The organism is Peteryoungia wuzhouensis (assembly GCF_003205195.1).
Lineage (GTDB): Bacteria > Pseudomonadota > Alphaproteobacteria > Rhizobiales > Rhizobiaceae > Allorhizobium > Allorhizobium wuzhouense.
In genome coordinates this window covers 33,443-54,224 of record NZ_QJRY01000007.1, presented here as the reverse complement: position 1 = coordinate 54,224, position 20,782 = coordinate 33,443, and the positions used below count along the sequence as shown (strand labels likewise).

The window sequence follows — 20,782 nt, the reverse complement described above, 5'->3', positions numbered from 1 at the left end:
CCGGCGCCAATGCGTTGAAGCTGAAACCTCAGTTGGAGTTCACGCTGCCAACATAACTCGCGCGGCCATCCTGGAGCTTGACCCAGCGGCTGGGGTCTGTCGAGGACTGACGCTTGAGATAGGTGTATTCCGTATCCGACCACAGCAGCACCTTGTTGCGCATGTTGTCGAGAATGAAGTCGCCGTGATCTGTCCGGACCGTCAGCACGGCATGGCCTTCGCCGCTCGGCTGCAGCACCACGGTGATCAGCAGATCTGTCGGATCAAAGCCGCGATCGATGAGCATCTTGCGCTTGAGTAGGGCGAAATCCTCGCAATCGCCAACCGTGCGCGGATAGGCCCAGCGTTCCTCGACGCCGTAGATCTCCATGTCCGTCAGCGGCGTGATCGACGAGTTGACGGTGTAATTCACCTCCAGCATCGTCTTCCACAGCGACTCGGTAAGTCCAAGCGGCCCGGTATCCTTGTAGCTGCCGGCGCATTCTGATGCGTAGGTCTGGCAGAATTCGTAGTGGCCGATCGGCGGGTTTGCCTTGCCGATCACCTGCATGTTGGCCGGCGCTGCGTGTGCCTGCAATCCAAGGGCCCCGGCGAAAGCGATGGCCAGAAATCCAATACCGAGAGTTTTCTTTCTTGTCATTGTTTGTCTCCTGGTTATGGAGCCAGTAATGACAGAGATAATTTGATCGACCGCGAATTATAGTGCCGGCTTTTGAGTAGAATAAACGGATAAACTGAGTTTGTATTGATTTATATTTGAAGAAATTTCGATTTAAACTTTCGGCAAATTTGTCGAAAATTTTCTGCGCATTTTATCTTTTCTAGTCTCCGTTGGCTGAAGGGCGATGGATTGGTGAATAAAAACAAAGGGTAAGCGCAGGGCTTTGTTTCGGCCGCGTGCCCCGAATCGTGAGGTTCTCGGCCGCAGGAGACGTCTGGGATATGAGGCCGTGTGCGCGAATAACCTTGAAAGGTCCAGTGAACGGCAGCGCGCGGCTTGATGGGCTCGGAATTTTTTTTGAACGGCGTCCCGCTTTGGCACGAACTGTGGAGATGGCCTTAGTCATCCGGAAACGAAAAAAGCGCCCGCGTTTCCGCAGGCGCTCGGCCGGCCTTGAAAAGGGGGATCTGCTAGAGGAATTCCGTCAGGGCTTCGCGTGACTGGAGCGACAGGAACTCGATGGCGACGCCTTCCATGAAGTGGCGCACGACGCGACCGCGCATATTGCCGAGCCTGATCGCGGTGCCGATGGGCGGGCGGATGTCGATGTCGACGGCTGCACCCGAAAGGGAAAGGTCCATCAGGCGGCAAGGATAGGTCTTGCCGTCTTCGAGCGTAAGCTCGGTCAGAACCTGCCGCGGTGTGAGGCGGTCATGACGGCGGTCTTCGGGAAGTCCGAGTTCGTGCTTGTTGGCAATCCAGGTGAGCTGGGCCGCCAGCTTCTCGCGTTTGCGCGCGGTGGCCGTCAGTTCGATGATGAATCCGTCATCCATGATCTTCGACACGGTGCCTTCGAGGCGCCCGAGATGATCGATATAGGCGATGACACGTTCGTTGAGGCGCGGACAGCCGGCGCAGACGAAGCGAGCATCGCCCGGCGACATGTCGATGACCTTGCAGACATATTCTTCGTAGTTGGCCAGCATCAGCCGGCCCTGCAAGTTGACAGCAACACGCTGAAAGGCGCGCTGCTGACCCGGCGAGGCAATCGTATTGCTGTGGCTGGCCTGCGAAGAATACATCATGAGCGATCTGTTTACCCCTCTACGATGGAACCTTAGACCTGCAGCCGTTAACATATCGTTTGCTTTCCTCTCGGGAGGGGCTGCCAGGGGGTAGTCGACAAGGGCTTTCGCGCGGGCCGATTGTCGTTTAACACGAGACAACAAATGATATCGGGAGCCCGCCATGTCGGACGATCCAGCAGCATCCGACGAGACCAGGCACGATTCGGATGCTCCTCCGCATGGCGAAATGCGGATATCACCCAAGCCGGTCAATCCGCCGATCTTCAACCTTCCGACGGGCGTTCTGGTGTCTCTCGCGCTGGTCTGCGGCATCTATGCCCTGCAGGCCCTTGTCTTCTCGGCCGACATCAATGACTGGATCACGTTCGAATTTGCCTTCATGCCGCTGCGCTACGTCTACCCGTTGGGCGAGCAGTCTTTCGCCTGGCTCTGGTCGCCGGTGACATATTCTTTGCTGCATGGCAGCTTCGAGCATCTGGCCTTCAACAGTCTGTGGCTTGCCGCCTTCGGCACGCCGGTATGCCGGCGCATAGGCGAGCGCCGGTTCCTTGTCTTCTGGATCGTGACCGCCGTCGCGGCCGCCGCATTGCACGCCGCGGTCAACTGGGGCGAGCCTTCCGTGATGGTTGGTGCTTCCGGCGTGATTTCGGCACTCATGGGGGCCGCCTGCCGATTCGCATTCGGCGGCCGGTTGCGTTTCGCCGCAGCCGGTCGCGAGCCGCCACTGCTGACGATCCCGGCTGCCCTGTCGGATCGCACGGTGCAGATCTTCATCCTGGTCTGGTTTCTCGGCAATGTGGCGGTGGCCGTGGGGCTGCCGTTGATGGGCACCGATTCAGCTGCCATCGCCTGGGACGCGCATATCGGCGGTTTTCTCATGGGCTTTTTCGGTTTCCGGCTTTTTGACCGCAAGCATATCTGAAACCACCCCTTCCAATCCGCATATTGCATTCCACTTGATTAACAGGCACCATTTTCGGGCGCTCGCCCGGGGAGGGGCCTGCGTACGCACAGCGTCCAATGCGAGGAGGATACAATGTCTGCATCAGCCAGAAGCATACTCGAGCAAAAAGGCCGTAACGTTATCACCATCAGCCCGAGCGTGACGCTCGGAGAAGCCGCACGCGTTCTCGACGAAAACAAGATCGGTGCCGTCGTTGTCGTCGGCGTGGAAAACAGGATCGTCGGGATCTTTACCGAACGTGATGTCGTGCGGGCCCTGGGTTCGGCCGGCCGCAATGCCTTCGACCAGCCTGTCTCCGGATTCATGACGGCCAACGTCTATCGCTGCCGCGAGGAGACGTCCGTGAACGAATTGATGGAGATGATGTCGAGCCGGCGCTTCCGCCACGTGCCGGTCGAAGACGCCGGCAAGCTGTCGGGCATCATCTCGATCGGTGACGTCGTGAAGTCGCGAATTCGCGAAATCGAAGCCGAGGCCGAACACATCAAGGCTTATATCGCCGGCTGACCTTCGGTCCCAGTTTAGGCGCGGGCGGTGCGTTCCGCCCGCTGCTTCTACCGCAACACGGCTTCCTGCATCCGACGAATTTCGCTGACGCGCGATTTCGCCTCTTCATAGCCGCGTTCAATCGCTTCGCCGGCCCGGTGGAACTCGGACAGCCCGATATCGTTGAGCCGCGGATGAAGTGCGAGATCCGGCGGATCGCCAGCCAGCCGTGCGCGCGAGATCCGGTCCTGGATGATGTTGAAGGCCTGGACCATGACGCCGGTCAGGCCGACCTTGCTCGGCGCGCGTTCTTCCGGCGGTTGATCCGCCGGCGCAGAGGCCTTGTGCTTCACCACCGCCGAACGACCGAAGACGTCGTAATGGAGGTTCACGGCCATCACCAGCGGCTGCTCGTAGGAGCGGCAGACGGAAACCGGCACCGGATTGACGAGTGCGCCATCGATCAGCGTTCGATTGTTGCAGCGGACCGGTTCGAAGATGCCGGGCAGGGCGTAGGATGCCCTGAGCGCCGTGATCAGATTGCCGCCGTCGATCCAGACTTCGTGGCCGCTGTTCAGCTCTGAGGCGACCGCCACGAAGGGTTTCGGTAGCTGTTCGACCGTCAGCCCCTCAAGATGCTCCTGCATGCGCTTGGTCAGCCGCATGCCGCCGAGCAATCCGCCGCCGCCGATGGTCAGATCGAGAAGGGAGGCAATGCGGCGCATGGTCAGCGAACGGGCAAAAGCCTCCAGTTCGTCGAGCTTGCCAGCAAGATAGCATCCGCCGACCAGTGCCCCGATCGAGGTGCCTGCGATCATGCCGACTTCGATACCTTCTTCGTCAAGGGCGCGCAGCACGCCGATATGCGCCCATCCGCGCGCAGCACCGCCGCCGAGCGCCAAGGCGACCTTTGCCTTGCTGCGAGTGGCGACCGGGACGGGTGGACCCGATCCACCAGCCGCGCCATCTCTGTTCGGTTGCGCCAGATTGGTGCCACCGCCTGCCATCAAACTCCAGTTCAGCATCTCCGCATACCCCATTCGCTGAACACTCCGAAGGACATTAGGACACTGTCTGCTTACGAATTCGTTAGGGCCGGGCTACTCCTCACGCGCCGTAGATGGCGTCGGGGTCGAAATGGCGATGGTCATCCGCGATCGTCAGAACCGGTTTGCCTTCATCGAGGCTGGCTGCGCGGTAAAAGCAGGAGCGACGGCCCGTGTGGCAGGTCGCATCATGGCCGGCGACCTCGACCTTCAGCCAGATCGCATCCTGGTCGCAATCGACACGGATTTCCTTGACGGTCTGCAGATTTCCGGAGCTTTCGCCCTTCTTCCAGATCTTGCCCCGCGACCGGCTGAAATAGTGGCCGATGCCGGTCTCGAGCGTGAGTGCGATGGCCTCTGCATTCATATGCGCGACCATCAGCAATTCACCATCGCGGGCGTCGGTGACCACGGCAGTGACAAGGCCATGCGCATCGAATTTTGGTGTAAAGGCGAGGCCTTCTTCGAGAAGAGCCTTGTCTGCGGACGGGCTGCCGAACGTGATGGTCATGAAGTGCACTCGATGGGGGTTACCGGATGCGGACCATGGACATGAAACGCGCCTGTTCAGCCGCATTGTCCTTGAACGCGCCGGTGAAAGTTGTGGTGAGCGTCGTCGATCCGGTCTTCTGGATTCCGCGCATGGCCATGCACATATGCTCGGCTTCGATGAAGACGGCAACCCCGCGTGGCTTAAGCGTCTCGTCGATCGCTTGGGCGATCTGCGCCGTCATGTTTTCCTGCGTCTGAAGCCGCCGTGCAAAGATATCGACCACGCGGGCGATCTTGGACAGACCGAGCACGCGACCCTTCGGCAGATAGGCCACATGCGCCTTGCCCATCACCGGCAGCATGTGATGTTCGCAATGCGAGAAGAAGGAGATATCGCGCACCAGCACGATATCGTCATAGCCGCCGACTTCTTCGAACGTGCGGCCAAGAACTTCATCAATGTCGACACCGTAGCCGGAGAACAGCTCGCTATAGGCCTTGGCGACACGGGCTGGCGTATCGAGCAGGCCCTCGCGTTCCGGGTCGTCACCAGCCCATAGAAGCAGGGTGCGTACCGCCGCCTCGGCTTCTTCGCGCGTCGGGCGGCGCAGCTCGGCCGGTAGTTTCTTCACGATGGCATCCATGCCGATTGTCTCCCGGTCCCGATTGGCATCGGCCGCGTGTTTGGCTTTTGCCGATTGTAAAGGCGTAATGCGGCTCATAATGCAAGTCCGTTCGTGAAAATTGCGACGCGCATGTGCTGCCCGGCGTGATCCCTTGTTTGTCCTTGGACCGCCATTTCGATATAGTCATGGCTGGCGGTGAGAAAAAGCGCCTGCGACATCGCGTGTGGAAGCAATGCCGCGATTTATCCCTATATACGGACGAACAAACAGCGCGGATTGATCATGGACGACATCTACAACGCCAAGATTCTGGATTTCGCCGGCAATATCGGCCGCGTCGGCGCCTTGCCGGATGCGCAGGCCGTGTCCGAGAAGCACTCGAAGCTCTGTGGATCGCGGGTCAAGGTCTACCTGAGCCTTCAAGATGGCGTGGTGTCCGATTTTTCCCATGAGGTGAAGGCGTGCGCGCTGGGGCAAGCCTCGTCCGGCATCATGGCCCGCCATGTCGTCGGTGCGACGCCAGAGGAGCTGCGTGCCGCTCGCCTCGACATGCTCGCCATGCTCAAGGAAGGCGGTGAGGGGCCGTCGGGACGTTTCGAGGACATGCGTTTTCTGAAACCCGTGCGCGACTACAAGGCGCGCCATGCCTCCACCATGCTGACCTTCGATGCGGTGGTCGATTGTCTCGACCAGATCGAACATGCCGACCGTACGGCCGAAGCGAGCTGATAATGTGTAATGCGCCTGACTGTCGGCACGAGAAGCTGCAGCGCGGCCGCAATTGGGCCGGCCCGTTCGCCAAGACACCCGGACGCCTGTTCGGCATGGGCTTGATCCGCCTCTATCAGCTGACCGTGTCGAGCCTCATCGGCAGTTCCTGCCGCCACATGCCGACCTGTTCGGAATATGGCTACGAGGCCGTGGCGCGCCATGGTCTCTGGTCCGGTGGTTGGTTGACCCTGTTTCGCGTCATGCGCTGCGGGCCGGGCGGCACCTGGGGCGTCGATCCCGTGCCTGAAGCCCTGCCGCCACCCCTGCGCTGGTATGCACCTTGGCGCTACTGGCGAGTCGGCCGTCAGGCAGCACACTGACTTGACGAATCGGCTGGGGGGCTCCGTCTTTGGTGCCGACCAACGAGACAGTGCCTTGGAGTGCCCCGCCATGCCCATGCCCCTCGAATATCGCCAGGCCTCGGCCGATTTCGATCGATTCATGAAGGACCTTGTCACCACGTCCATGCTGACCTCGTCGCACCAGGCCTATACGATGCTTCAGGCAGTCTTCTACGTCTTCCGACGTCGCTTGACGGTCGCAGAAGCGATCGCCTTTGCCGGGGTGTTGCCGCCGGTCCTCCGGGCAATTTTCGTCAGCGACTGGCGCCTCGACGAGCCGCAAATGCCATTTGTCGCCCGAGACGAACTGCAAAAGGAAGTCCGTGCCTTTCGCCACGACCACAATCTCTCGACCGAGACCGCCATCGAGGAGGTTGCGGAATGCCTGAAGCGGCATGTGGATGCCAGGTCGTTCGAGCGACTGCTTGCAGGTTTTGCACCAGAAGCCCGTGAGTTCTGGAAGCTCGACCGGACTTAGCAAGATCCTTTACTCAGCAGCGCTTTCGTCCTAAGGAGCGCCGGTAAATCGCGGGTTCGAGCCCGCCCCTTTCACCACCCGCATTCGTTGGCGGGACTGGATCAGGAGACATAGCATGTCCGCTTCCGTATCTCTCACTTTCCCCGATGGTTCCATCCGCGAATACGCTCCCGGCACGACCGGTGCGCAGGTCGCCGAATCCATTTCCAAGTCGCTCGCCAAGAAGGCTGTCGCGATCGCACTCGACGGCACCGTTCGCGACCTCTCCGACCCCGTCGTGGACGGCCGGATCGAGATCGTCACCCGCACCGATCCGCGCGCCCTGGAACTGATCCGCCACGATGCGGCACATGTGATGGCCGAGGCCGTGCAGGAACTGTGGCCCGGCACCCAGGTGACCATCGGTCCGGTGATCGAGAACGGCTTCTATTACGACTTCGCCAAGGCTGAGCCCTTCACGCCCGACGATCTGCCGAAGATCGAAAAGCGGATGAAGGAGATCATCCAGCGCAACAAGCCCTTCACCAAGGAAATCTGGCCGCGCAACAAGGCGAAGGAAGTCTTTGCCGCGAAGGGCGAGGCCTACAAGGTCGAACTGGTCGACGCGATCCCGGAGGACCAGGATCTGAAGATCTATTATCAGGGCGACTGGTTCGACCTGTGCCGTGGGCCGCATATGGCGTCCACCGGGCAGATCGGCATGGCCTTCAAGCTGATGAAGGTGGCCGGCGCCTATTGGCGTGGCGACAGCAACAACACGATGCTGAGCCGCATCTACGGCACCGCCTTTGCCGAGCAGGAAGAGCTGGACCGCTACCTGCACATCCTGGCCGAAGCCGAAAAGCGCGATCACCGCAAGTTGGGTCGCGAAATGGATCTCTTCCATTTCCAGGAAGAAGGTCCCGGCGTCGTGTTCTGGCACGGCAAGGGCTGGCGCATGTTCCAGACCCTGACCTCCTACATGCGTCGTCGGCTCGATGGCACCTACCAGGAAGTCAACGCGCCCCAGGTGCTCGACAAGTCGCTGTGGGAAACCTCGGGTCACTGGGGCTGGTATCAGGAGAACATGTTCGCCGTGAAGTCGGCGCATGCCTTTACCCACCCCGACGATGAGGAAGCCGACCAGAAGATCTTCGCGCTGAAGCCGATGAACTGCCCGGGTCATGTGCAGATCTTCAAGCATGGCCTGAAGTCCTATCGCGAGCTTCCGGTCCGCCTTGCCGAGTTCGGCAATGTGCACCGCTATGAGGCCTCCGGTGCTCTTCATGGCCTGATGCGCGTGCGCGGCTTCACCCAAGACGACGCCCACGTCTTCTGCACGGAAGAGCAGATGGCGGCCGAATGCCTGCGCATCAATGATCTGATCCTCTCGGTCTACGAGGACTTCGGCTTCGACGAGATCGTCGTCAAGCTCTCGACCCGCCCCGAAAAGCGCGTCGGTTCCGACGAGCTCTGGGATCGCGCCGAAAGCGTGATGATGGAGGTCTTGAAGCAGATCGAGGAGCAGTCCGGCGGTCGCATCAAGACCGGCATCCTGCCGGGCGAGGGCGCCTTCTATGGTCCGAAGTTCGAATACACCCTGCGTGACGCGATCGGCCGTGAATGGCAGTGCGGGACCACCCAGGTCGACTTCAACCTGCCGGAACGCTTCGGCGCCTTCTACATCGACGACAAGTCGGAGAAGAAGCAGCCGGTGATGATCCACCGCGCCATCTGCGGCTCAATGGAACGGTTCCTCGGCATCTTGATCGAGAACTTTGCCGGCCACATGCCGCTCTGGTTCGCGCCGCTGCAGGTCGTGGTCGCCACGATCACCTCTGACGCCGACGACTATGGTCGGGAGGTGGCCGAGCAGCTGCGTGACGCCGGCCTTCAGGTCGAGACCGACTTCCGCAACGAGAAGATCAACTACAAGGTCCGTGAGCACTCGGTGACCAAGGTTCCCGTGATCATCGTCTGCGGCAAGCGCGAGGCGGAAGAGAAGACGGTCAATATCCGCCGTCTCGGTTCGCAGGAGCAGGTGTCGATGGCACTGACCGAAGCCGTGGCTGTCCTCTCGGGCGAAGCGACCCCGCCGGATGTCCGCCGCAAGTTGGCCGCGCGCAAGGTGTGAACAAAGACGGTGTCTGGCAGGTCGGTACACGGCCTGTCAGACACTTGTCATCAAATCTGCATATGACAGTATGATGATTGTCATCCGGCCACCGAGGTGTCTTTGTGAAGTTCAATGAACTGTCCTATGCCAATGCGCGTGATCCCAAGCTGAAGCGCTGGTTCATCCGCTCCATCGAAGGTCTGTCTGGCCGCGATCGCTACACGCGGCTCTACGAGATCTGGCGCAATGACATCGTCGGCAAGACTGACCGGGTCTTCGGCAAGATGCTCGATCTCATCCATGTCGACCTGAAGGTTCAGGGCACCTGGCCGCCGGAAAACATCCCGGAGGGACCGATCGTGATGGTCGCGAACCATCCCTTTGGCATTGGTGACGGGATCGCGGTTCTGGCGCTGGCCGAGCAGCTTGGCCGCCCGTTCCGTGTGCTGATCAACAACGAGCTGCTGAAGGTGCCGGAAATGGCGCCCTATTCTCTTCCCGTTTCTTTCGAGGAAACCAAGGAAGCACTCGCCCTCAACATGCAGACCCGCCACGAGGCCCTTCGTCTTTTGAAGGAAGGCGTCACCGTCGTGATTTTCCCCGCCGGTGGCGTGGCGACGGCCAGGAAGGGCTTCGGACGGGCCGAAGATCTTCCGTGGAAGATGTTCCCGGCCAAACTCATCCAGGCGGCCAAGGCGAATGTCGTACCGGTTTATTTCGAAGGCCAGAACGGCCGTCTCTTCCACCTTGCCAGCAAGATCTCGCTCACTCTGCGCGTATCCCTTCTGATCCGCGAATTCCGTCGGCTGTCCGGTTCGGCGATCTCGGCCCGCGTCGGTCAGATGATTCCCTGGGAAGATTTGAGCGCTTATGCGGACCGCAAGGACTTGCTGGCCCGCCTGTTCGGCGCCGTATTCAGCATGGCGCCGGTGGAACGTCGGCGGTTCAGGAAGGCTGCCTGAACCGGTTCAGGGGGTGAGCGCCAGCTCGACATCCATATTGCTGCCGGCCGCCACCTCGAAGTCCTTCTGATAGATCTTGTCCTTGTTGCGGGCGACGACCGTATACTGTCCTTCCGAAAGCACCATGACAGGGAAGGCGCTGACGCTTTCAGCGACGATGTCGCCGCCGGACGTGAGGATGGACCACGCCGTATCGGCGATGGCTTCGCCACCCGGTTCCGAGACCAGCTTGAAGCCGATCTGCGAGGCGCGGTGCTGGATCGTTGCTTCCGTCAGTTCGCCGGCCTCGACGGCGATGTCGGCTCGAACGACGGCATTGACCGCGCCGTATTCGGAGACCACGTGATAGGTCCCGGCATTGAGGCGCACGATCGTGTTCGGCTTGACATCGGCAACAACGAGGCCGCGCTCGCCATCTTCGCGCACCTCTGACGAATAAATGTCGAAGCTCAATTGTTTGTCCGGGATATGCGAATCGGTGCCCGATATCGCATTGAGCGTCAGCCCACCGGCATCGAGAACCATAACCTGCTCGTCGACTTCGCCTTCGGCAGGAACATTCAGCTTCTTGGTGGCTCCGGCGCGACCGAAGGAGACATTGACGAAATAATCCCCCGGCGCGAGCTGGAAGGCGGCAGATCCGCCTTCGGCGCTGGCAAGCAGCGGCAGCTTGCCATCAGCACCCGGGATGGGGCTGAAGACACGCCAGGACAGCCCATGCTGCATGGCGTCGCCCTTGGCCGTCAGTTTGGCTTCGAGCTTGACACTGCGGCTCGGGTTGGCGGCGGCAAGGGCCTCGGCGCCGGGCGCGGAAAAAGCCTTCAGCTTCGGCATCTTGGTCGAACCGTTCAACTGCTTGAAGGTTTCGAATGCATCCTGAGAATGGCTCTCGGGCGCGGCCGTGAGGGCTACGCAAAGCCCGACAAATACACGGGCGAGAATTCCTTGGCAGGTCATGCGATGCACTGTCTGTTGACTTCCTTCCCAATGCCGGCAACTTCAACCCCAATGCCATGGCAATTTCAAGACCGGTCTTGTTCCCACAGGGCCAACGAAGGTTATCATCTATGAGAAATGACATCAAACTGCTTGATTATTTGGCTGTTCGCCGTTCTGTGCCCGCTTTCCAGATGCGCGAACCAGGGCCGGATCGGAGCGAACTCGAATCGATTCTCTCGCTTGCGGTTCGCGTGCCCGACCACGGCAAGCTCGCGCCTTGGCGTTTTATCGTCTATCGCGGCGAGGAGCGTGCCCGGATCGGCGAGGAACTGCTGAAGATGGCAGTGGAGAAGAATCCCGACCTGTCGGAGGAGATGATTGAGGTGGAGCGTAGCCGCTTCACCCGCGCGCCGGTGGTGATCGCCGTTGTCTCGACCGCTGCCCCGCATTTCAAGATCCCGGAATGGGAACAGGTCATGTCGGCCGGCGCCGTCTGCCTCAATCTCTTGATGGCCGCCAATGCCCATGGCTACGTCTCCAATTGGTTGTCCGAATGGTTTGCCTTCGATGAGCGCGCGCATCCTCTGCTTGGAATCAAGCCCGGCGAGAAGGTTGCCGGCTTCATCCATATCGGATCGACGGATTTTCCGATCGTCGAGCGGTCACGCCCCGCTTTGGCCGATGTCGTCAGCTGGCAAGGCGGCGAGGACTGATGTTCTACGATACCGAGAGCAACGCCCATGGCATGGTCCATGATCCCTTCAAGGCGATCGTGGCGCCAAGGCCGATTGGTTGGATCGGTACGAAGGGCAGGGACGGAAGCCGCAATCTCTCGCCCTATTCGTTCTTCAATGCCGTCGGCGATCGGCCGAAAATGATCATGTTCTCATCAAGCGGTCGAAAGGACAGTCTGCGAAATGCCGAGGAGACCGGCGTCTTCACGACCAGCTTCGCCAGTCGGACGCTGCTGGAGAAGGTGAGCCGGTCTTCGGCTGCCGTACCTTATGGTACGGACGAGTTTGCCTTGGCCGGATTGACGGCAGTCGACGGTCGTCTGGTCGCTGCGCCCTATGTTGGAGAAGCGGTCGCTGTCCTGGAGTGCCGGGTGACCTTGGTGACGACGCTGAAAGATATCGATGGCATGGACACGGACAGTCATGTTGTCTTCGGCCAGGTTGTCGGCGTTCATATCGACGAAAGCGTGATTCGCGACGGACGTTTCGATCTCGCTCTCGCCGATCCGATCCTGCGGGCGGGCTATATGGACTACGCCGGGATTTCGCCGCTCATTCAACTGGCCAGGCCATCGGCGCCGGGCAGGGGTTAAGAAACGTGGTGAACGTTTCATAAAGACTTTGCCGCTAGGGTCTTCACAGCCGGATCATCCGGTTTGCGTGTCCGTAGCGAGTGGGTCTGACTGTGATCGTTGCCGCATTTCTCCGATGGGTCGAAACTGCCAAGGCGCAGGAGCGCGCGAAAGCAGCCAATGCCCTTGCGCGCGCCTATCTGAAATCCGAAATGTCACCCGAGGAGCGGCACAAAGCCCAGGTCGCCATGACCTATCTGCTTGATGATCCGTCTCCCCAGGTGCGCCTCGCCTTGGCTGAGGTTCTTGCGGCCGAGCCCCGCGCTCCGCGCGGTCTCATGGTGTCGCTTGCAGAGGATCAGCCCGAGATTGCCTCTTCCGTGATCCTGCTCTCTCCCGTTCTGACCGACGCGGACCTGGTCGATATCGCTGGACGCGGCACGGTCGAGACGCGCGCGCTGGTGGCGGCGCGCGGTACGGTGAGTGTCGGGGTGGCGGCGGCTCTTGCCGAAATTGGAGATGCCTGCGAGCTTGAAGTTCTCCTCGAAAATCCAGGCGCCAGACTGACCCCCTTTACCCTGAAGCGCATTGCCGAACGTCATGGCCGCAGCGAGCGGATCCGCGCATTGCTGCTGGAGCGTGACGATCTCTCCGCTGGCCTGCGTCAGCTTCTGGTCCAGTTCGTGGCGGAGGCTTTGTCTGGCTCCGGTCTGGTACTTGGGGCAATCGGCAGCCGCCGTATCGAACGCATTGCCCGCGAAGCGAGCGACAGTGCGACCGTTGCCCTTTTGTCGGATGTGCATGGTGACGAATTGCGCCGTCTGACCGAGCAGCTGCGCACGGCCGGTCGGCTGACGCCCGCCTTCCTCATGCATGCGCTTTGCGCCGGACGCACCGATTTCTTTGCGGCAGCGATCGAAGCCATCTCGGGTCTGGACGAACGCCGCGTGCGCGCCATTCTGGCCACCGGCCGATTGCACGCCGTACGTGCCCTTTTGGAAGCGACCGGCCTCTCGCGCGAAATCAGCCCGCTCTTCGTCGATGCGATCATGCAGTGGCGCAGCCTTATCGAGTCAGCCAATGGCCTGGACCTCGACAATATTGCCCACCGTCTCATCGCACGCCATCGCGAACAGACGGACCTCAGCGACACGGCGCGTGCGCTGCTCGATATGGTGGAAAGACTGGCGATCGCCGAGGAACGGCGTCTTGCCCGCGATTATGCAAGCGGGCTCGCCCTCGCTGCCGCCTGAATTCGATCCCCTAGGGAATGATTTTCTTGGCGACCCAGGAATAGCTGTCCGAGACGACGTGAATCGGCGTCTCGAAAATCATCTTGAACTGCGCTCGGCCGGGAAGCACCTCACGGATGCTGTCGATCGCGCGTGAGGTGAGCGTCTTGTGCTCTTCGGTAAGAGTGGGTGTCGCACTGGCGACCGCAGCGGCATTCGCTTCTGTCGATTCGGCGATGGCATCGGCGATTTCCGGAGGCGGCTCCTGGCAGACGGCAACGGCTGTCGGAAACGCGATATTGCTATAGCGCTCCAACACCGTTTCGGACGCCGCATCGCAGAGTTCGACCGAGACGAACCGTTCCGGTGGCGTCTCGACGAACTGGCATTGGCTGACGCTGTCATCGCAGCCGAGTATGGTCATCATGATCAAGGCGGTTTTCATCGACGCGGGCGCTCCTCCAGATGATGGCTGCGACGAAACACAAGGATTGGAGCCAAAACAAGGCTTCGGATACCGCCAAGATCGACCGGGCCCGTTGCCTTAGACGGGGAGCTTGACGTCAGGTCCTTGAAACCTGGCGTGGCCGGGGCGGCGGAGCAGGCACGTCGACGATCTCGGTCATCTCCGCAGGCAAGGCGTGGTCTAGACCTGCGTCTGCGGCGAACTCTTCGGAGAGCTCGACTTCGCGGATCCACTCACGCCAGATCGAGACCAGGAGCGCCATCAGGACGGGGCCGATGAACAGGCCCAGGAACCCCATGGTTTTGACGCCGCCAACCAGGCCGAAAAACGTCGGAAGGAAAGGCAGCTTGATCGGTCCTCCGACGAGGCGCGGGCGCACCGTCTTGTCGACGATGAAGAGTTCGACGGAACCCCAGAGGAACAGAGCCACGCCCTGGACGACCAGACCGCTGGCAGCCAGGTAGATCGAGACGAGGGTGAACGACAGGGGCGCGCCACCGGGGATGAGCGCCATGACGCCAGTGATGACACCGAGCGTCACGGGGGAGGGCACGCCGGCAAGCCAGTAGGCGATGCCGAGCACGATGCCTTCGCCGATCGCGATCAGCGTCATGCCTGTCACGGTCGAGCTGATCGTTGCCGGCACGACGCGCGAAATGCGCTCCCAGCGATTGGGCAGGATGCGCTCACCGAGAAGGTCCAGCTGTCGGGCGAAATTGGCGCCATCGCGGTAGACGAAAAACAGAGCGATCAGCATGAAAAGCAGCGTCAGAAGCAGGTGGAAAAGCCCGTCACCGGCCGCGATCACCGCCCTGTAGATATTGCCGATATTGGCGCCGCTGACGATCTGGATCAGCTCGCCGATCGATCCGGGTTCGCCCACATGCATGCGCCATTTGTCGGCCAACCACTCGCCAGCCCAGGGAAGGGCCGTGATCCAGGCCGGCGGCGGTGCGCCGATGCGATTGGCCTCGACCGCCCAAAGGATCCATTGCCGTACTTCGTCCACCGCATAGCTGACCGCAATGCCGATCGGGACGACGAGAAAGGCAATGATAAACAGGATCGCACAGGTGGCGCCAATGGTGGTGTTGCCGTTGACGTTTCTCAGCAAGCGGCGATAGAGCGGCCAGCTGGCAAAGGCAACGACCAGCGACGCAAGCACCGGGACCACAAAGCCGTGAAAGAAATAGATCGCCGCGATGCCGATCAGCACAAGCAGCCAGCGGGCGACGGAGATCGGCGTGATCAGGGCAATACGGTTCGCCGTGGCCTGGCCAAGCCAGCGCGGTCCCTTTTGCGGGTTCTGTTGGTCGACCTGGCTCACAATCGTCTGCGCCCCTCTGCCTGATACTCCTGCATATGGGGCATTATCGACTTCGACACAAGCCGCGACCATGGTCGCGGCGTCGCAGGCGTGGGATCAGATGTCCAGATTTTCCGCAAATGCCGCGCGTTCCTGGATGAAGCGGAAACGGGCTTCCGGTTTGGTGCCCATCAGGGCATCCACGGCGTCGCGTGTGCCTTCAAAATCGACGTCGTCGATGCCAACACGCAAGAGCGTGCGCTTGGCCGGATCCATCGTCGTTTCCTTGAGCTGTGCCGGCATCATTTCGCCAAGGCCTTTGAAGCGGCCGATTTCCACCTTCTTGCCCTTGAACACCGTCTCCATCAGCTCGGCGCGATGCGCATCGTCGCGGGCATAGACGGTCTTGGCGCCCTGGCGGATGACATAGAGCGGCGGCACGGCGAGATAGAGATGGTTGCCGCGGATGAGTTCGGGCATTTCCTGGTAGAAGAAAGTGATCAGCAGCGAGGCGATATGCGCGCCGTCGACGTCGGCATCGGTCATGACGATGATGCGTTCATAACGCAGATCCTCGTCGCGATATTTTGTCCGCGTGCCACAGCCGAGCGCCTGAATAAGGTCGGCGATCTGCTGGTTGGCCATCAGCTTTTCGCGGCTCGCCGAACCGACATTGAGGATCTTGCCGCGCAAGGGAAGGATCGCCTGGTTGGCGCGGTTGCGCGCCTGCTTGGCCGAGCCACCGGCCGAGTCACCTTCGACGATGAAGAGTTCAGCGCCTTCTGCCGTATTCTGCGAGCAGTCGGCAAGCTTGCCCGGCAGGCGCAGCTTGCGCACCGCCGTCTTGCGGTTGACTTCCTTTTCCTTGCGGCGGCGCAGGCGCTCTTCCGCACGCTCGATCACCCAGTCGAGCAGCTTGGCCGCCTCGTTCGGGTTGTCGGCGAGGTAATGGTCGAAGGGATCACGCAACGCGTTTTCGACGATGCGCTGAGCTTCGACGGTGGCGAGCTTGTCCTTGGTCTGGCCAACGAATTCCGGCTCCCGGATGAAGACCGAGAGCATGCCGACGGCCGAGATCATCACGTCGTCGGTGGTGATCTGCTGGGCGCGCTTGTTCTGTGTCAGTTCGGCGTAGTTCTTCAGGCCCTTGGTGAGCGCAATGCGCAGACCCGCTTCATGCGTTCCGCCTTCGGGCGTTGGAATGGTGTTGCAATAGGAATGCAAAGCCGGATCGCCACCATACCAGGTGACGGCCCATTCCATGGCGCCGTGGCCACCGGTCTTCTCGGTCTTGCCGGCGAAGATCTCGCGGGTAACCGTGAACTCTTTGCCGAGCGTCGCGGCCAGATAGTCCTTCAAGCCGCCGGGGAAGTGGAAGACGGCCTTTTCCGGAATGTCTCCGCCTTCCGGCACCATGCCGGGATCGCAGGACCAGCGGATCTCGACGCCACCGAAAAGATAGGCTTTGGACCGCGCCATGCGGAAAATCCGGCCCGGATCGAACTTGGCATGATCGCCGAAAATCTGCGGATCCGGGTGGAAGCGAACGCGCGTCCCGCGGCGATTGTGTACTTCGCCCAGTTCTTCGAGCCCGCCCTGCGGCACGCCGCGGGAAAAGGTCTGGCGATAGAGTTTGCGATTGCGGGCAACCTCGACCTCGAGCAGGTCGGAGAGTGCGTTAACGACGGAGACGCCGACCCCGTGCAGACCGCCGGAGGTCTCATAAGCCTTGCCGTCGAATTTACCGCCGGCATGCAGCTTGGTCATGATCACTTCAAGCGTCGACTTGCCCGGAACCTGCGGATGCAGTTCGACGGGGATACCACGGCCGTTGTCGGTGACGGTGAGGAAACCCTCGGTATCGAGATGCACGTCGATGAAGTTGGCATGCCCGGCGACCGCCTCGTCCATCGAGTTGTCGATGACTTCGGCAAAGAGGTGGTGCAGGGCCTTCTCGTCCGTGCCGCCGATATACATGCCCGGACGCATGCGCACAGGCTCCAGACCCTCCAACACGCGGATCGAGGAGGCGCCGTAATCGTCGCCGGAAGAGGTCCTCAACGGTGCAACAGGCTGAACTGGCGCCACAACGGGCTTCTCGGCGCGCGCGGGTGCGGCCGTCGGTTCGGCGTCGACCTTGGTCGGGATCGGCATTGCCGAAAAGAGATCGTTGTCGTCCATGGCGTCGTTCGATACTCTGTTGATGGTGAAGCCGGACCGTCGGCACCTTCGGCGAGCCGCCGCGTCAGGCCTTTCGCGGATGCGAATCACGACCTGACTGTGCCACAAAGTGGGCGCAGGCACGAAGGGCCGCACAAGCCGGCTCTTTCTGAAAGCGGATGAGCTTTGCTTGCCGCAAATCCGGAACGCAAGGCTGAGAGCCAGAGGAAAATCATCTTCCATGCAGATGTCCACAGCTGATTTCCGCATCGCGGCAATATTCTGCGTTCTCGTTCCGTTTCTGTCTGCATCTCTTGCCCGTGCCGAGACTCTCGCGCCCTACAAGGATGATCTCTTCTCCGGTCAGACGGTGCTCGAAACCGCCGACGACGGCGACTTTACGCGTGTCGATTACCAGGAACTGCGTGATATCAACGGCCGCGACAGCATCCCGGAGCGGCGGGTCAAGGATCGCTACGTCTCGCTGAAAGTGCGCCGCCTGCAGGAAAACCAGACACTGTCTCTTTCGACAGGCCCGCTCGAGGTGGCCCGCGTCGGCGCAGATGCCGGCCAGGCCTTCACCGTGATCTTCATTCACGGACGGGGCGGGGACCGTCGGCTCGGCATGAATGACTTGACCTTCGGGGGCAATTTCAACCGTCTCAAAAATCTCGCTGCCGACAATGGCGGAACCTATTACAGCCCATCGGTGCGCAGCTTCAACGAACCAGGTGTTGCCGAAATCGCGGCGCTGATCGACCATGCGGCCGCCCAGTCAGGCGGTCGGCCGGTCGTGCTTGCCTGTGCTTCCATGGGAAGTTTCATCTGCTGGGGCATTTCGCGGGATCCAAAGGCGGTCGCGCATCTCTCCGGAATGGCAGTTCTTGGCGGTGCCCCCGACCCTGACCTGCCGAAATCGGCCGCTGCCAAGGCAAAACTGCCGATCTGGTTCACCCACGGCAGCCGGGACAGTGTCTACGCCGCCGACGACCAGATTGCGATTTACCGGAAGCTGCGCAAGGCAGGTGAGCCTGTCCGTTTCACGCTGTACGAGACGGGGTCCCACGGCACGCCAGTGCGTATGTCCGACTGGAGAGCACTGCTCAACTGGCTGATCCGTTGACCGCAAAACCTGCGGCAGCGAGCCGTTCAAGCGGCGCGAGCGCCGGAACCACGCGATTGCGCCCCTGTTTCTTCGCCTCATAGAGCGCCTTGTCGGCCCGTCGCAACAAGTCCTGCAGGGTCAAGTCTTTGGTCTCGCCGCCGGCCGTGCCGATGCTGGCGGTGACCACGCCCGGAGGTGAAAGGCCCTCATGACGGATGGCCAGGTCTTCGATCGCGAGCCGGATTCGTTCGGCCGCCGCATGGGCTTCGTCCGGGCGCGCATCCGGCATCAGGATGAGGATTTCTTCACCGCCGAAGCGGAAGACGGACGCACTCGTGCCGACGCTGTTGTTGATCGCACGAGCCACGGCTCTGAGACAATCATCTCCGTCCAGGTGGCCATGCACGTCATTGAAGAGTTTGAATCTGTCGATATCGAGCATCATCGCGAAGACGGCGCAGCTCTCGACGGACTGCCACAATTGACGCTCGATCCGGACCAGAGACCGTCGATTGAGGAGCCCTGTCAGTTCATCCCTGTCCGACTGCCACTGCAGTTGCTGATGAAGCGATGTCGCATGCAGGCAATTGAGGAAGTTCATGCGCTCGGAATGCTCTTGAAAGTAGGCGCCGAGGCCGAGGAAGATCGAAATGGTGACGTAGAAGGTGACGAGCCCCTGAAAGGTGACGCTGTCGAAGCTCGGTATGTGCCAGCAGATCGTCAGGTGGATGGCACTCAGCAGAATGAGGCCCGCAATCAGGCTGGGGAACCTCGGCCGTAAACCCACGACCAGGAAAAGAAAGGTCGCCACGTTTCCCGTCTGGTAGGTGAAGAGATCCTCGCTCGTGCTGTGCATGGCAACCAGCATCGGAAGGGCGCCGCCCACAAGCACGATGGCGAGCGAGAGCAGGTCGTAATCCCGCGCATTTCGCCGCGTCATCGCCAGAAACGTTACGACGACGGCAAAGGGCGTGAAGATGCCGAACCGGACGAGCATCAAGGCATCCAGTTGATCCGGCACCATTGTTGCGTCGCCGAAGAAGACGAGGTCATATATGAATGTGCCGACAAGAGCCCAGATCGGCGCACGGCGGACCCGATGTTCGGTATAGTCCCGCAGGTAGAGCTCTTCGATGGCCCTGTCGAAACGGAGCCGGTTGACGCCCTTGCTTAGCTGCCTTTCCACCGTCTGTAGCTGGGTCTCTTCCAAGAAATCTCTCCTCTGGCTTGCGCCAGTATGGAAGCGAATACTGAAAAGTCGCTGAATGACGGTGGGCCAATTCTGATTGGAAGCGCTTTGCCCTTCTTGCCATGCCATTGGGCAGCGGAGGTTCACATTTTCACCATGCCGCCCGATAAAGCGGCCAAAACGGCATCACAATCTTTCCTTCCCGGCACAGATTTGCTAGGCCGCAAGAGCAAAATAGAGGTTTGATCACGATATGACACCGGATGTTCGTCCGCTCGTCGCGGGCAATTGGAAAATGAATGGAACGCGGGCGTCGCTCGATCAGATCAAGGCGATTGCCGAAGGCGTTCAGGGACCGCTGGCCGAAAAGGTCGAAACCCTGATCTGCCCGCCGGCGACGCTTCTCTATGTGTCGACTGCACTCTGCACTGACAGCCCGTTGCAGATCGGGGCCCAGGATTGCCACCAGAACGCCTCTGGCGCGCATACTGGTGATATCTCCGCCGAAATGATCGCCGATTGCTTCGGGACCCATGTGATCGTCGGTCATTCAGAGCGCCGCACCGACCATGCCGAGACCGACCATCTGGTTCGTGCAAAGGCGGAAGCCGCCTTTGCGGCCGATCTCACGGCTGTCATCTGCATTGGCGAAACAGCAGAAGAGCGCAAATCCGGCCAGACTCTCGACATCCTCAAGCGTCAGCTTGCAGGGTCGGTGCCGGACGGCGCCAAGGCTGAGCGCACGGTGATCGCTTATGAACCCGTATGGGCGATCGGCACGGGCCTGACGCCCACCAGCGACGATGTGGCGGAAGCCCATGCTTTCATGCGCGCAGAATTGGTGAAGCGCTTCGGTGCGGAAGGCCAGTCCATGCGTCTGCTCTATGGTGGTTCGGTCAAGCCCTCCAACGCCCGTGAACTGATGGGCGTCGCGAATGTCGACGGTGCGCTCATCGGCGGAGCGAGCTTGAAGGCGTCGGACTTCCTTGCCATATACCGGGTCTATGAGGAACTCACCGCCTGAGGCCGAAAGGTTGAAAAGCGGGGAAGGGGCTTTCAAAGCCCGCTT

22 protein-coding genes are annotated in these 20,782 nt (G+C 60.8%); 12 read left to right on the top strand and 10 right to left on the bottom strand.

From position 1 onward, the window contains the following. Positions 1-28: 28 nt before the first annotated feature. Complete coding sequence (locus DMY87_RS17770; RefSeq protein ID WP_110792998.1) at positions 29-640, bottom strand: transglutaminase-like cysteine peptidase; 612 nt, start codon at positions 638-640, stop codon at positions 29-31. Between the two features lie 491 nt (positions 641-1,131). Further along, positions 1,132-1,743, bottom strand: a complete 612-nt coding sequence (locus tag DMY87_RS17765) for a PilZ domain-containing protein (protein ID WP_110793269.1) — start codon at positions 1,741-1,743, stop codon at positions 1,132-1,134. A gap of 166 nt (positions 1,744-1,909) precedes the next feature. Between DMY87_RS17765 and DMY87_RS17760 the strand changes: the two genes are divergently transcribed. Both DMY87_RS17760 and DMY87_RS17755 read left to right on the top strand, forming a co-directional pair. Then, the gene (locus DMY87_RS17760) at positions 1,910-2,671 is read left to right on the top strand and encodes a rhomboid family intramembrane serine protease (protein WP_110792997.1); all 762 of its coding nucleotides are present in this window, start codon (positions 1,910-1,912) and stop codon (positions 2,669-2,671) included. Positions 2,672-2,785: 114 nt separating this feature from the next. After that, entirely contained in the window at positions 2,786-3,220 is a 435-nt protein-coding gene (locus tag DMY87_RS17755) for a CBS domain-containing protein (RefSeq protein WP_110792996.1), read from the top strand. Positions 3,221-3,267: 47 nt separating this feature from the next. On the opposite strand, the gene DMY87_RS17750 is transcribed toward DMY87_RS17755, so the two are convergent. From DMY87_RS17750 to folE, 3 genes are all read right to left on the bottom strand, one after another. Further along, the gene (locus DMY87_RS17750; RefSeq protein ID WP_110793268.1) at positions 3,268-4,224 is read right to left on the bottom strand and encodes a patatin-like phospholipase family protein; all 957 of its coding nucleotides are present in this window, start codon (positions 4,222-4,224) and stop codon (positions 3,268-3,270) included. A gap of 82 nt (positions 4,225-4,306) precedes the next feature. Further along, complete coding sequence (gene hisI / locus DMY87_RS17745) at positions 4,307-4,756, bottom strand: phosphoribosyl-AMP cyclohydrolase (RefSeq protein ID WP_110792995.1); 450 nt, start codon at positions 4,754-4,756, stop codon at positions 4,307-4,309. A 19-nt stretch (positions 4,757-4,775) separates the two neighbouring features. Further along, positions 4,776-5,381 (bottom strand): GTP cyclohydrolase I FolE, encoded by a 606-nt coding sequence (gene folE / locus DMY87_RS17740; protein ID WP_110792994.1) that lies wholly within the window; start codon positions 5,379-5,381, stop codon positions 4,776-4,778. 264 nt (positions 5,382-5,645) lie between these two features. Here folE and DMY87_RS17735 point away from each other — a divergent pair, with 264 nt between their 5' ends. The 5 genes from DMY87_RS17735 (at position 5,646) to DMY87_RS17715 (ending at position 10,010) form a co-directional block, all read left to right on the top strand. Further along, positions 5,646-6,092, top strand: a complete 447-nt coding sequence (locus DMY87_RS17735) for an iron-sulfur cluster assembly scaffold protein (protein WP_205908196.1) — start codon at positions 5,646-5,648, stop codon at positions 6,090-6,092. Between the two features lie 2 nt (positions 6,093-6,094). Then, positions 6,095-6,454, top strand: a complete 360-nt coding sequence (yidD, locus tag DMY87_RS17730; RefSeq protein WP_110792993.1) for a membrane protein insertion efficiency factor YidD — start codon at positions 6,095-6,097, stop codon at positions 6,452-6,454. 70 nt (positions 6,455-6,524) lie between these two features. Then, the gene (locus DMY87_RS17725) at positions 6,525-6,953 is read left to right on the top strand and encodes a DUF2267 domain-containing protein (RefSeq protein ID WP_110792992.1); all 429 of its coding nucleotides are present in this window, start codon (positions 6,525-6,527) and stop codon (positions 6,951-6,953) included. Between the two features lie 115 nt (positions 6,954-7,068). Next, positions 7,069-9,066: a threonine--tRNA ligase gene (gene thrS, locus DMY87_RS17720; RefSeq protein WP_110792991.1), complete on the top strand. Its 1,998-nt coding sequence runs from the start codon at positions 7,069-7,071 to the stop codon at positions 9,064-9,066. Between the two features lie 104 nt (positions 9,067-9,170). Continuing rightward, entirely contained in the window at positions 9,171-10,010 is an 840-nt protein-coding gene (locus tag DMY87_RS17715; RefSeq protein WP_110792990.1) for a lysophospholipid acyltransferase family protein, read from the top strand. A 6-nt stretch (positions 10,011-10,016) separates the two neighbouring features. Here DMY87_RS17715 and DMY87_RS17710 read toward each other — a convergent pair whose 3' ends face one another. Beyond that, positions 10,017-10,967: a hypothetical protein gene (locus DMY87_RS17710; protein WP_110792989.1), complete on the bottom strand. Its 951-nt coding sequence runs from the start codon at positions 10,965-10,967 to the stop codon at positions 10,017-10,019. A gap of 110 nt (positions 10,968-11,077) precedes the next feature. Between DMY87_RS17710 and DMY87_RS17705 the strand changes: the two genes are divergently transcribed. The 3 genes from DMY87_RS17705 to DMY87_RS17695 all read left to right on the top strand — a co-directional run bounded on the left by DMY87_RS17705 (position 11,078) and on the right by DMY87_RS17695 (position 13,508). Beyond that, positions 11,078-11,662 carry a nitroreductase family protein gene (locus DMY87_RS17705; protein ID WP_110792988.1) on the top strand — a complete coding sequence of 195 codons (585 nt, stop codon included), beginning with the start codon at positions 11,078-11,080 and terminating at the stop codon, positions 11,660-11,662. Beyond that, on the top strand, positions 11,662-12,276 hold the full coding sequence (locus DMY87_RS17700) for a flavin reductase family protein (protein ID WP_110792987.1): 615 nt from the start codon (positions 11,662-11,664) through the stop codon (positions 12,274-12,276). Before DMY87_RS17705 ends, DMY87_RS17700 begins: the two co-directional genes overlap by 1 nt. 92 nt (positions 12,277-12,368) lie before the next feature. Next, positions 12,369-13,508 carry a DUF2336 domain-containing protein gene (locus tag DMY87_RS17695; RefSeq protein ID WP_110793266.1) on the top strand — a complete coding sequence of 380 codons (1,140 nt, stop codon included), beginning with the start codon at positions 12,369-12,371 and terminating at the stop codon, positions 13,506-13,508. Positions 13,509-13,518: 10 nt separating this feature from the next. On the opposite strand, the gene DMY87_RS17690 is transcribed toward DMY87_RS17695, so the two are convergent. The 3 genes from DMY87_RS17690 to parE all read right to left on the bottom strand — a co-directional run bounded on the left by DMY87_RS17690 (position 13,519) and on the right by parE (position 17,440). Further along, positions 13,519-13,932: a hypothetical protein gene (locus tag DMY87_RS17690; protein WP_110792986.1), complete on the bottom strand. Its 414-nt coding sequence runs from the start codon at positions 13,930-13,932 to the stop codon at positions 13,519-13,521. Positions 13,933-14,050: 118 nt separating this feature from the next. Then, positions 14,051-15,280: an AI-2E family transporter gene (locus DMY87_RS17685; protein WP_245408967.1), complete on the bottom strand. Its 1,230-nt coding sequence runs from the start codon at positions 15,278-15,280 to the stop codon at positions 14,051-14,053. A gap of 96 nt (positions 15,281-15,376) precedes the next feature. Then, the gene (gene parE / locus DMY87_RS17680) at positions 15,377-17,440 is read right to left on the bottom strand and encodes a DNA topoisomerase IV subunit B (protein WP_110792984.1); all 2,064 of its coding nucleotides are present in this window, start codon (positions 17,438-17,440) and stop codon (positions 15,377-15,379) included. 226 nt (positions 17,441-17,666) lie between these two features. Between parE and DMY87_RS17675 the strand changes: the two genes are divergently transcribed. Beyond that, a complete protein-coding gene (locus DMY87_RS17675) occupies positions 17,667-18,542 on the top strand; it encodes an alpha/beta fold hydrolase (protein WP_165826345.1) in 876 nt (291 codons plus the stop codon). On the opposite strand, the gene DMY87_RS17670 is transcribed toward DMY87_RS17675, so the two are convergent. Further along, entirely contained in the window at positions 18,523-19,734 is a 1,212-nt protein-coding gene (locus tag DMY87_RS17670) for a GGDEF domain-containing protein (protein WP_110792982.1), read from the bottom strand. The two genes, DMY87_RS17675 and DMY87_RS17670, sit on opposite strands and share 20 nt — an antisense overlap. 232 nt (positions 19,735-19,966) lie before the next feature. Here DMY87_RS17670 and tpiA point away from each other — a divergent pair, with 232 nt between their 5' ends. Next, the gene (tpiA, locus tag DMY87_RS17665; protein WP_110792981.1) at positions 19,967-20,737 is read left to right on the top strand and encodes a triose-phosphate isomerase; all 771 of its coding nucleotides are present in this window, start codon (positions 19,967-19,969) and stop codon (positions 20,735-20,737) included. Positions 20,738-20,782 lie beyond the last annotated feature (45 nt).

Excerpts from the sequence above, each read along its gene's own strand:
- DMY87_RS17690 (WP_110792986.1), bottom strand. The coding sequence starts at position 13,932 with ATGAAAACCGCCTTGATCATGATGACCATACTCGGCTGCGATGACAGC.
- yidD (WP_110792993.1), top strand. The coding sequence starts at position 6,095 with ATGTGTAATGCGCCTGACTGTCGGCACGAGAAGCTGCAGCGCGGCCGC.
- DMY87_RS17675 (WP_165826345.1), top strand. The coding sequence starts at position 17,667 with ATGTCCACAGCTGATTTCCGCATCGCGGCAATATTCTGCGTTCTCGTT.
- DMY87_RS17765 (WP_110793269.1), bottom strand. The coding sequence starts at position 1,743 with ATGTATTCTTCGCAGGCCAGCCACAGCAATACGATTGCCTCGCCGGGT.
- DMY87_RS17735 (WP_205908196.1), top strand. The coding sequence starts at position 5,646 with ATGGACGACATCTACAACGCCAAGATTCTGGATTTCGCCGGCAATATC.
- DMY87_RS17710 (WP_110792989.1), bottom strand. The coding sequence starts at position 10,967 with ATGACCTGCCAAGGAATTCTCGCCCGTGTATTTGTCGGGCTTTGCGTA.
- DMY87_RS17755 (WP_110792996.1), top strand. The coding sequence starts at position 2,786 with ATGTCTGCATCAGCCAGAAGCATACTCGAGCAAAAAGGCCGTAACGTT.
- DMY87_RS17750 (WP_110793268.1), bottom strand. The coding sequence starts at position 4,224 with ATGCTGAACTGGAGTTTGATGGCAGGCGGTGGCACCAATCTGGCGCAA.
- DMY87_RS17770 (WP_110792998.1), bottom strand. The coding sequence starts at position 640 with ATGACAAGAAAGAAAACTCTCGGTATTGGATTTCTGGCCATCGCTTTC.
- DMY87_RS17725 (WP_110792992.1), top strand. The coding sequence starts at position 6,525 with ATGCCCATGCCCCTCGAATATCGCCAGGCCTCGGCCGATTTCGATCGA.
- DMY87_RS17760 (WP_110792997.1), top strand. The coding sequence starts at position 1,910 with ATGTCGGACGATCCAGCAGCATCCGACGAGACCAGGCACGATTCGGAT.
- parE (WP_110792984.1), bottom strand. The coding sequence starts at position 17,440 with ATGGACGACAACGATCTCTTTTCGGCAATGCCGATCCCGACCAAGGTC.
- hisI (WP_110792995.1), bottom strand. The coding sequence starts at position 4,756 with ATGACCATCACGTTCGGCAGCCCGTCCGCAGACAAGGCTCTTCTCGAA.
- folE (WP_110792994.1), bottom strand. The coding sequence starts at position 5,381 with ATGGATGCCATCGTGAAGAAACTACCGGCCGAGCTGCGCCGCCCGACG.
- DMY87_RS17705 (WP_110792988.1), top strand. The coding sequence starts at position 11,078 with ATGAGAAATGACATCAAACTGCTTGATTATTTGGCTGTTCGCCGTTCT.
- thrS (WP_110792991.1), top strand. The coding sequence starts at position 7,069 with ATGTCCGCTTCCGTATCTCTCACTTTCCCCGATGGTTCCATCCGCGAA.
- DMY87_RS17700 (WP_110792987.1), top strand. The coding sequence starts at position 11,662 with ATGTTCTACGATACCGAGAGCAACGCCCATGGCATGGTCCATGATCCC.
- tpiA (WP_110792981.1), top strand. The coding sequence starts at position 19,967 with ATGACACCGGATGTTCGTCCGCTCGTCGCGGGCAATTGGAAAATGAAT.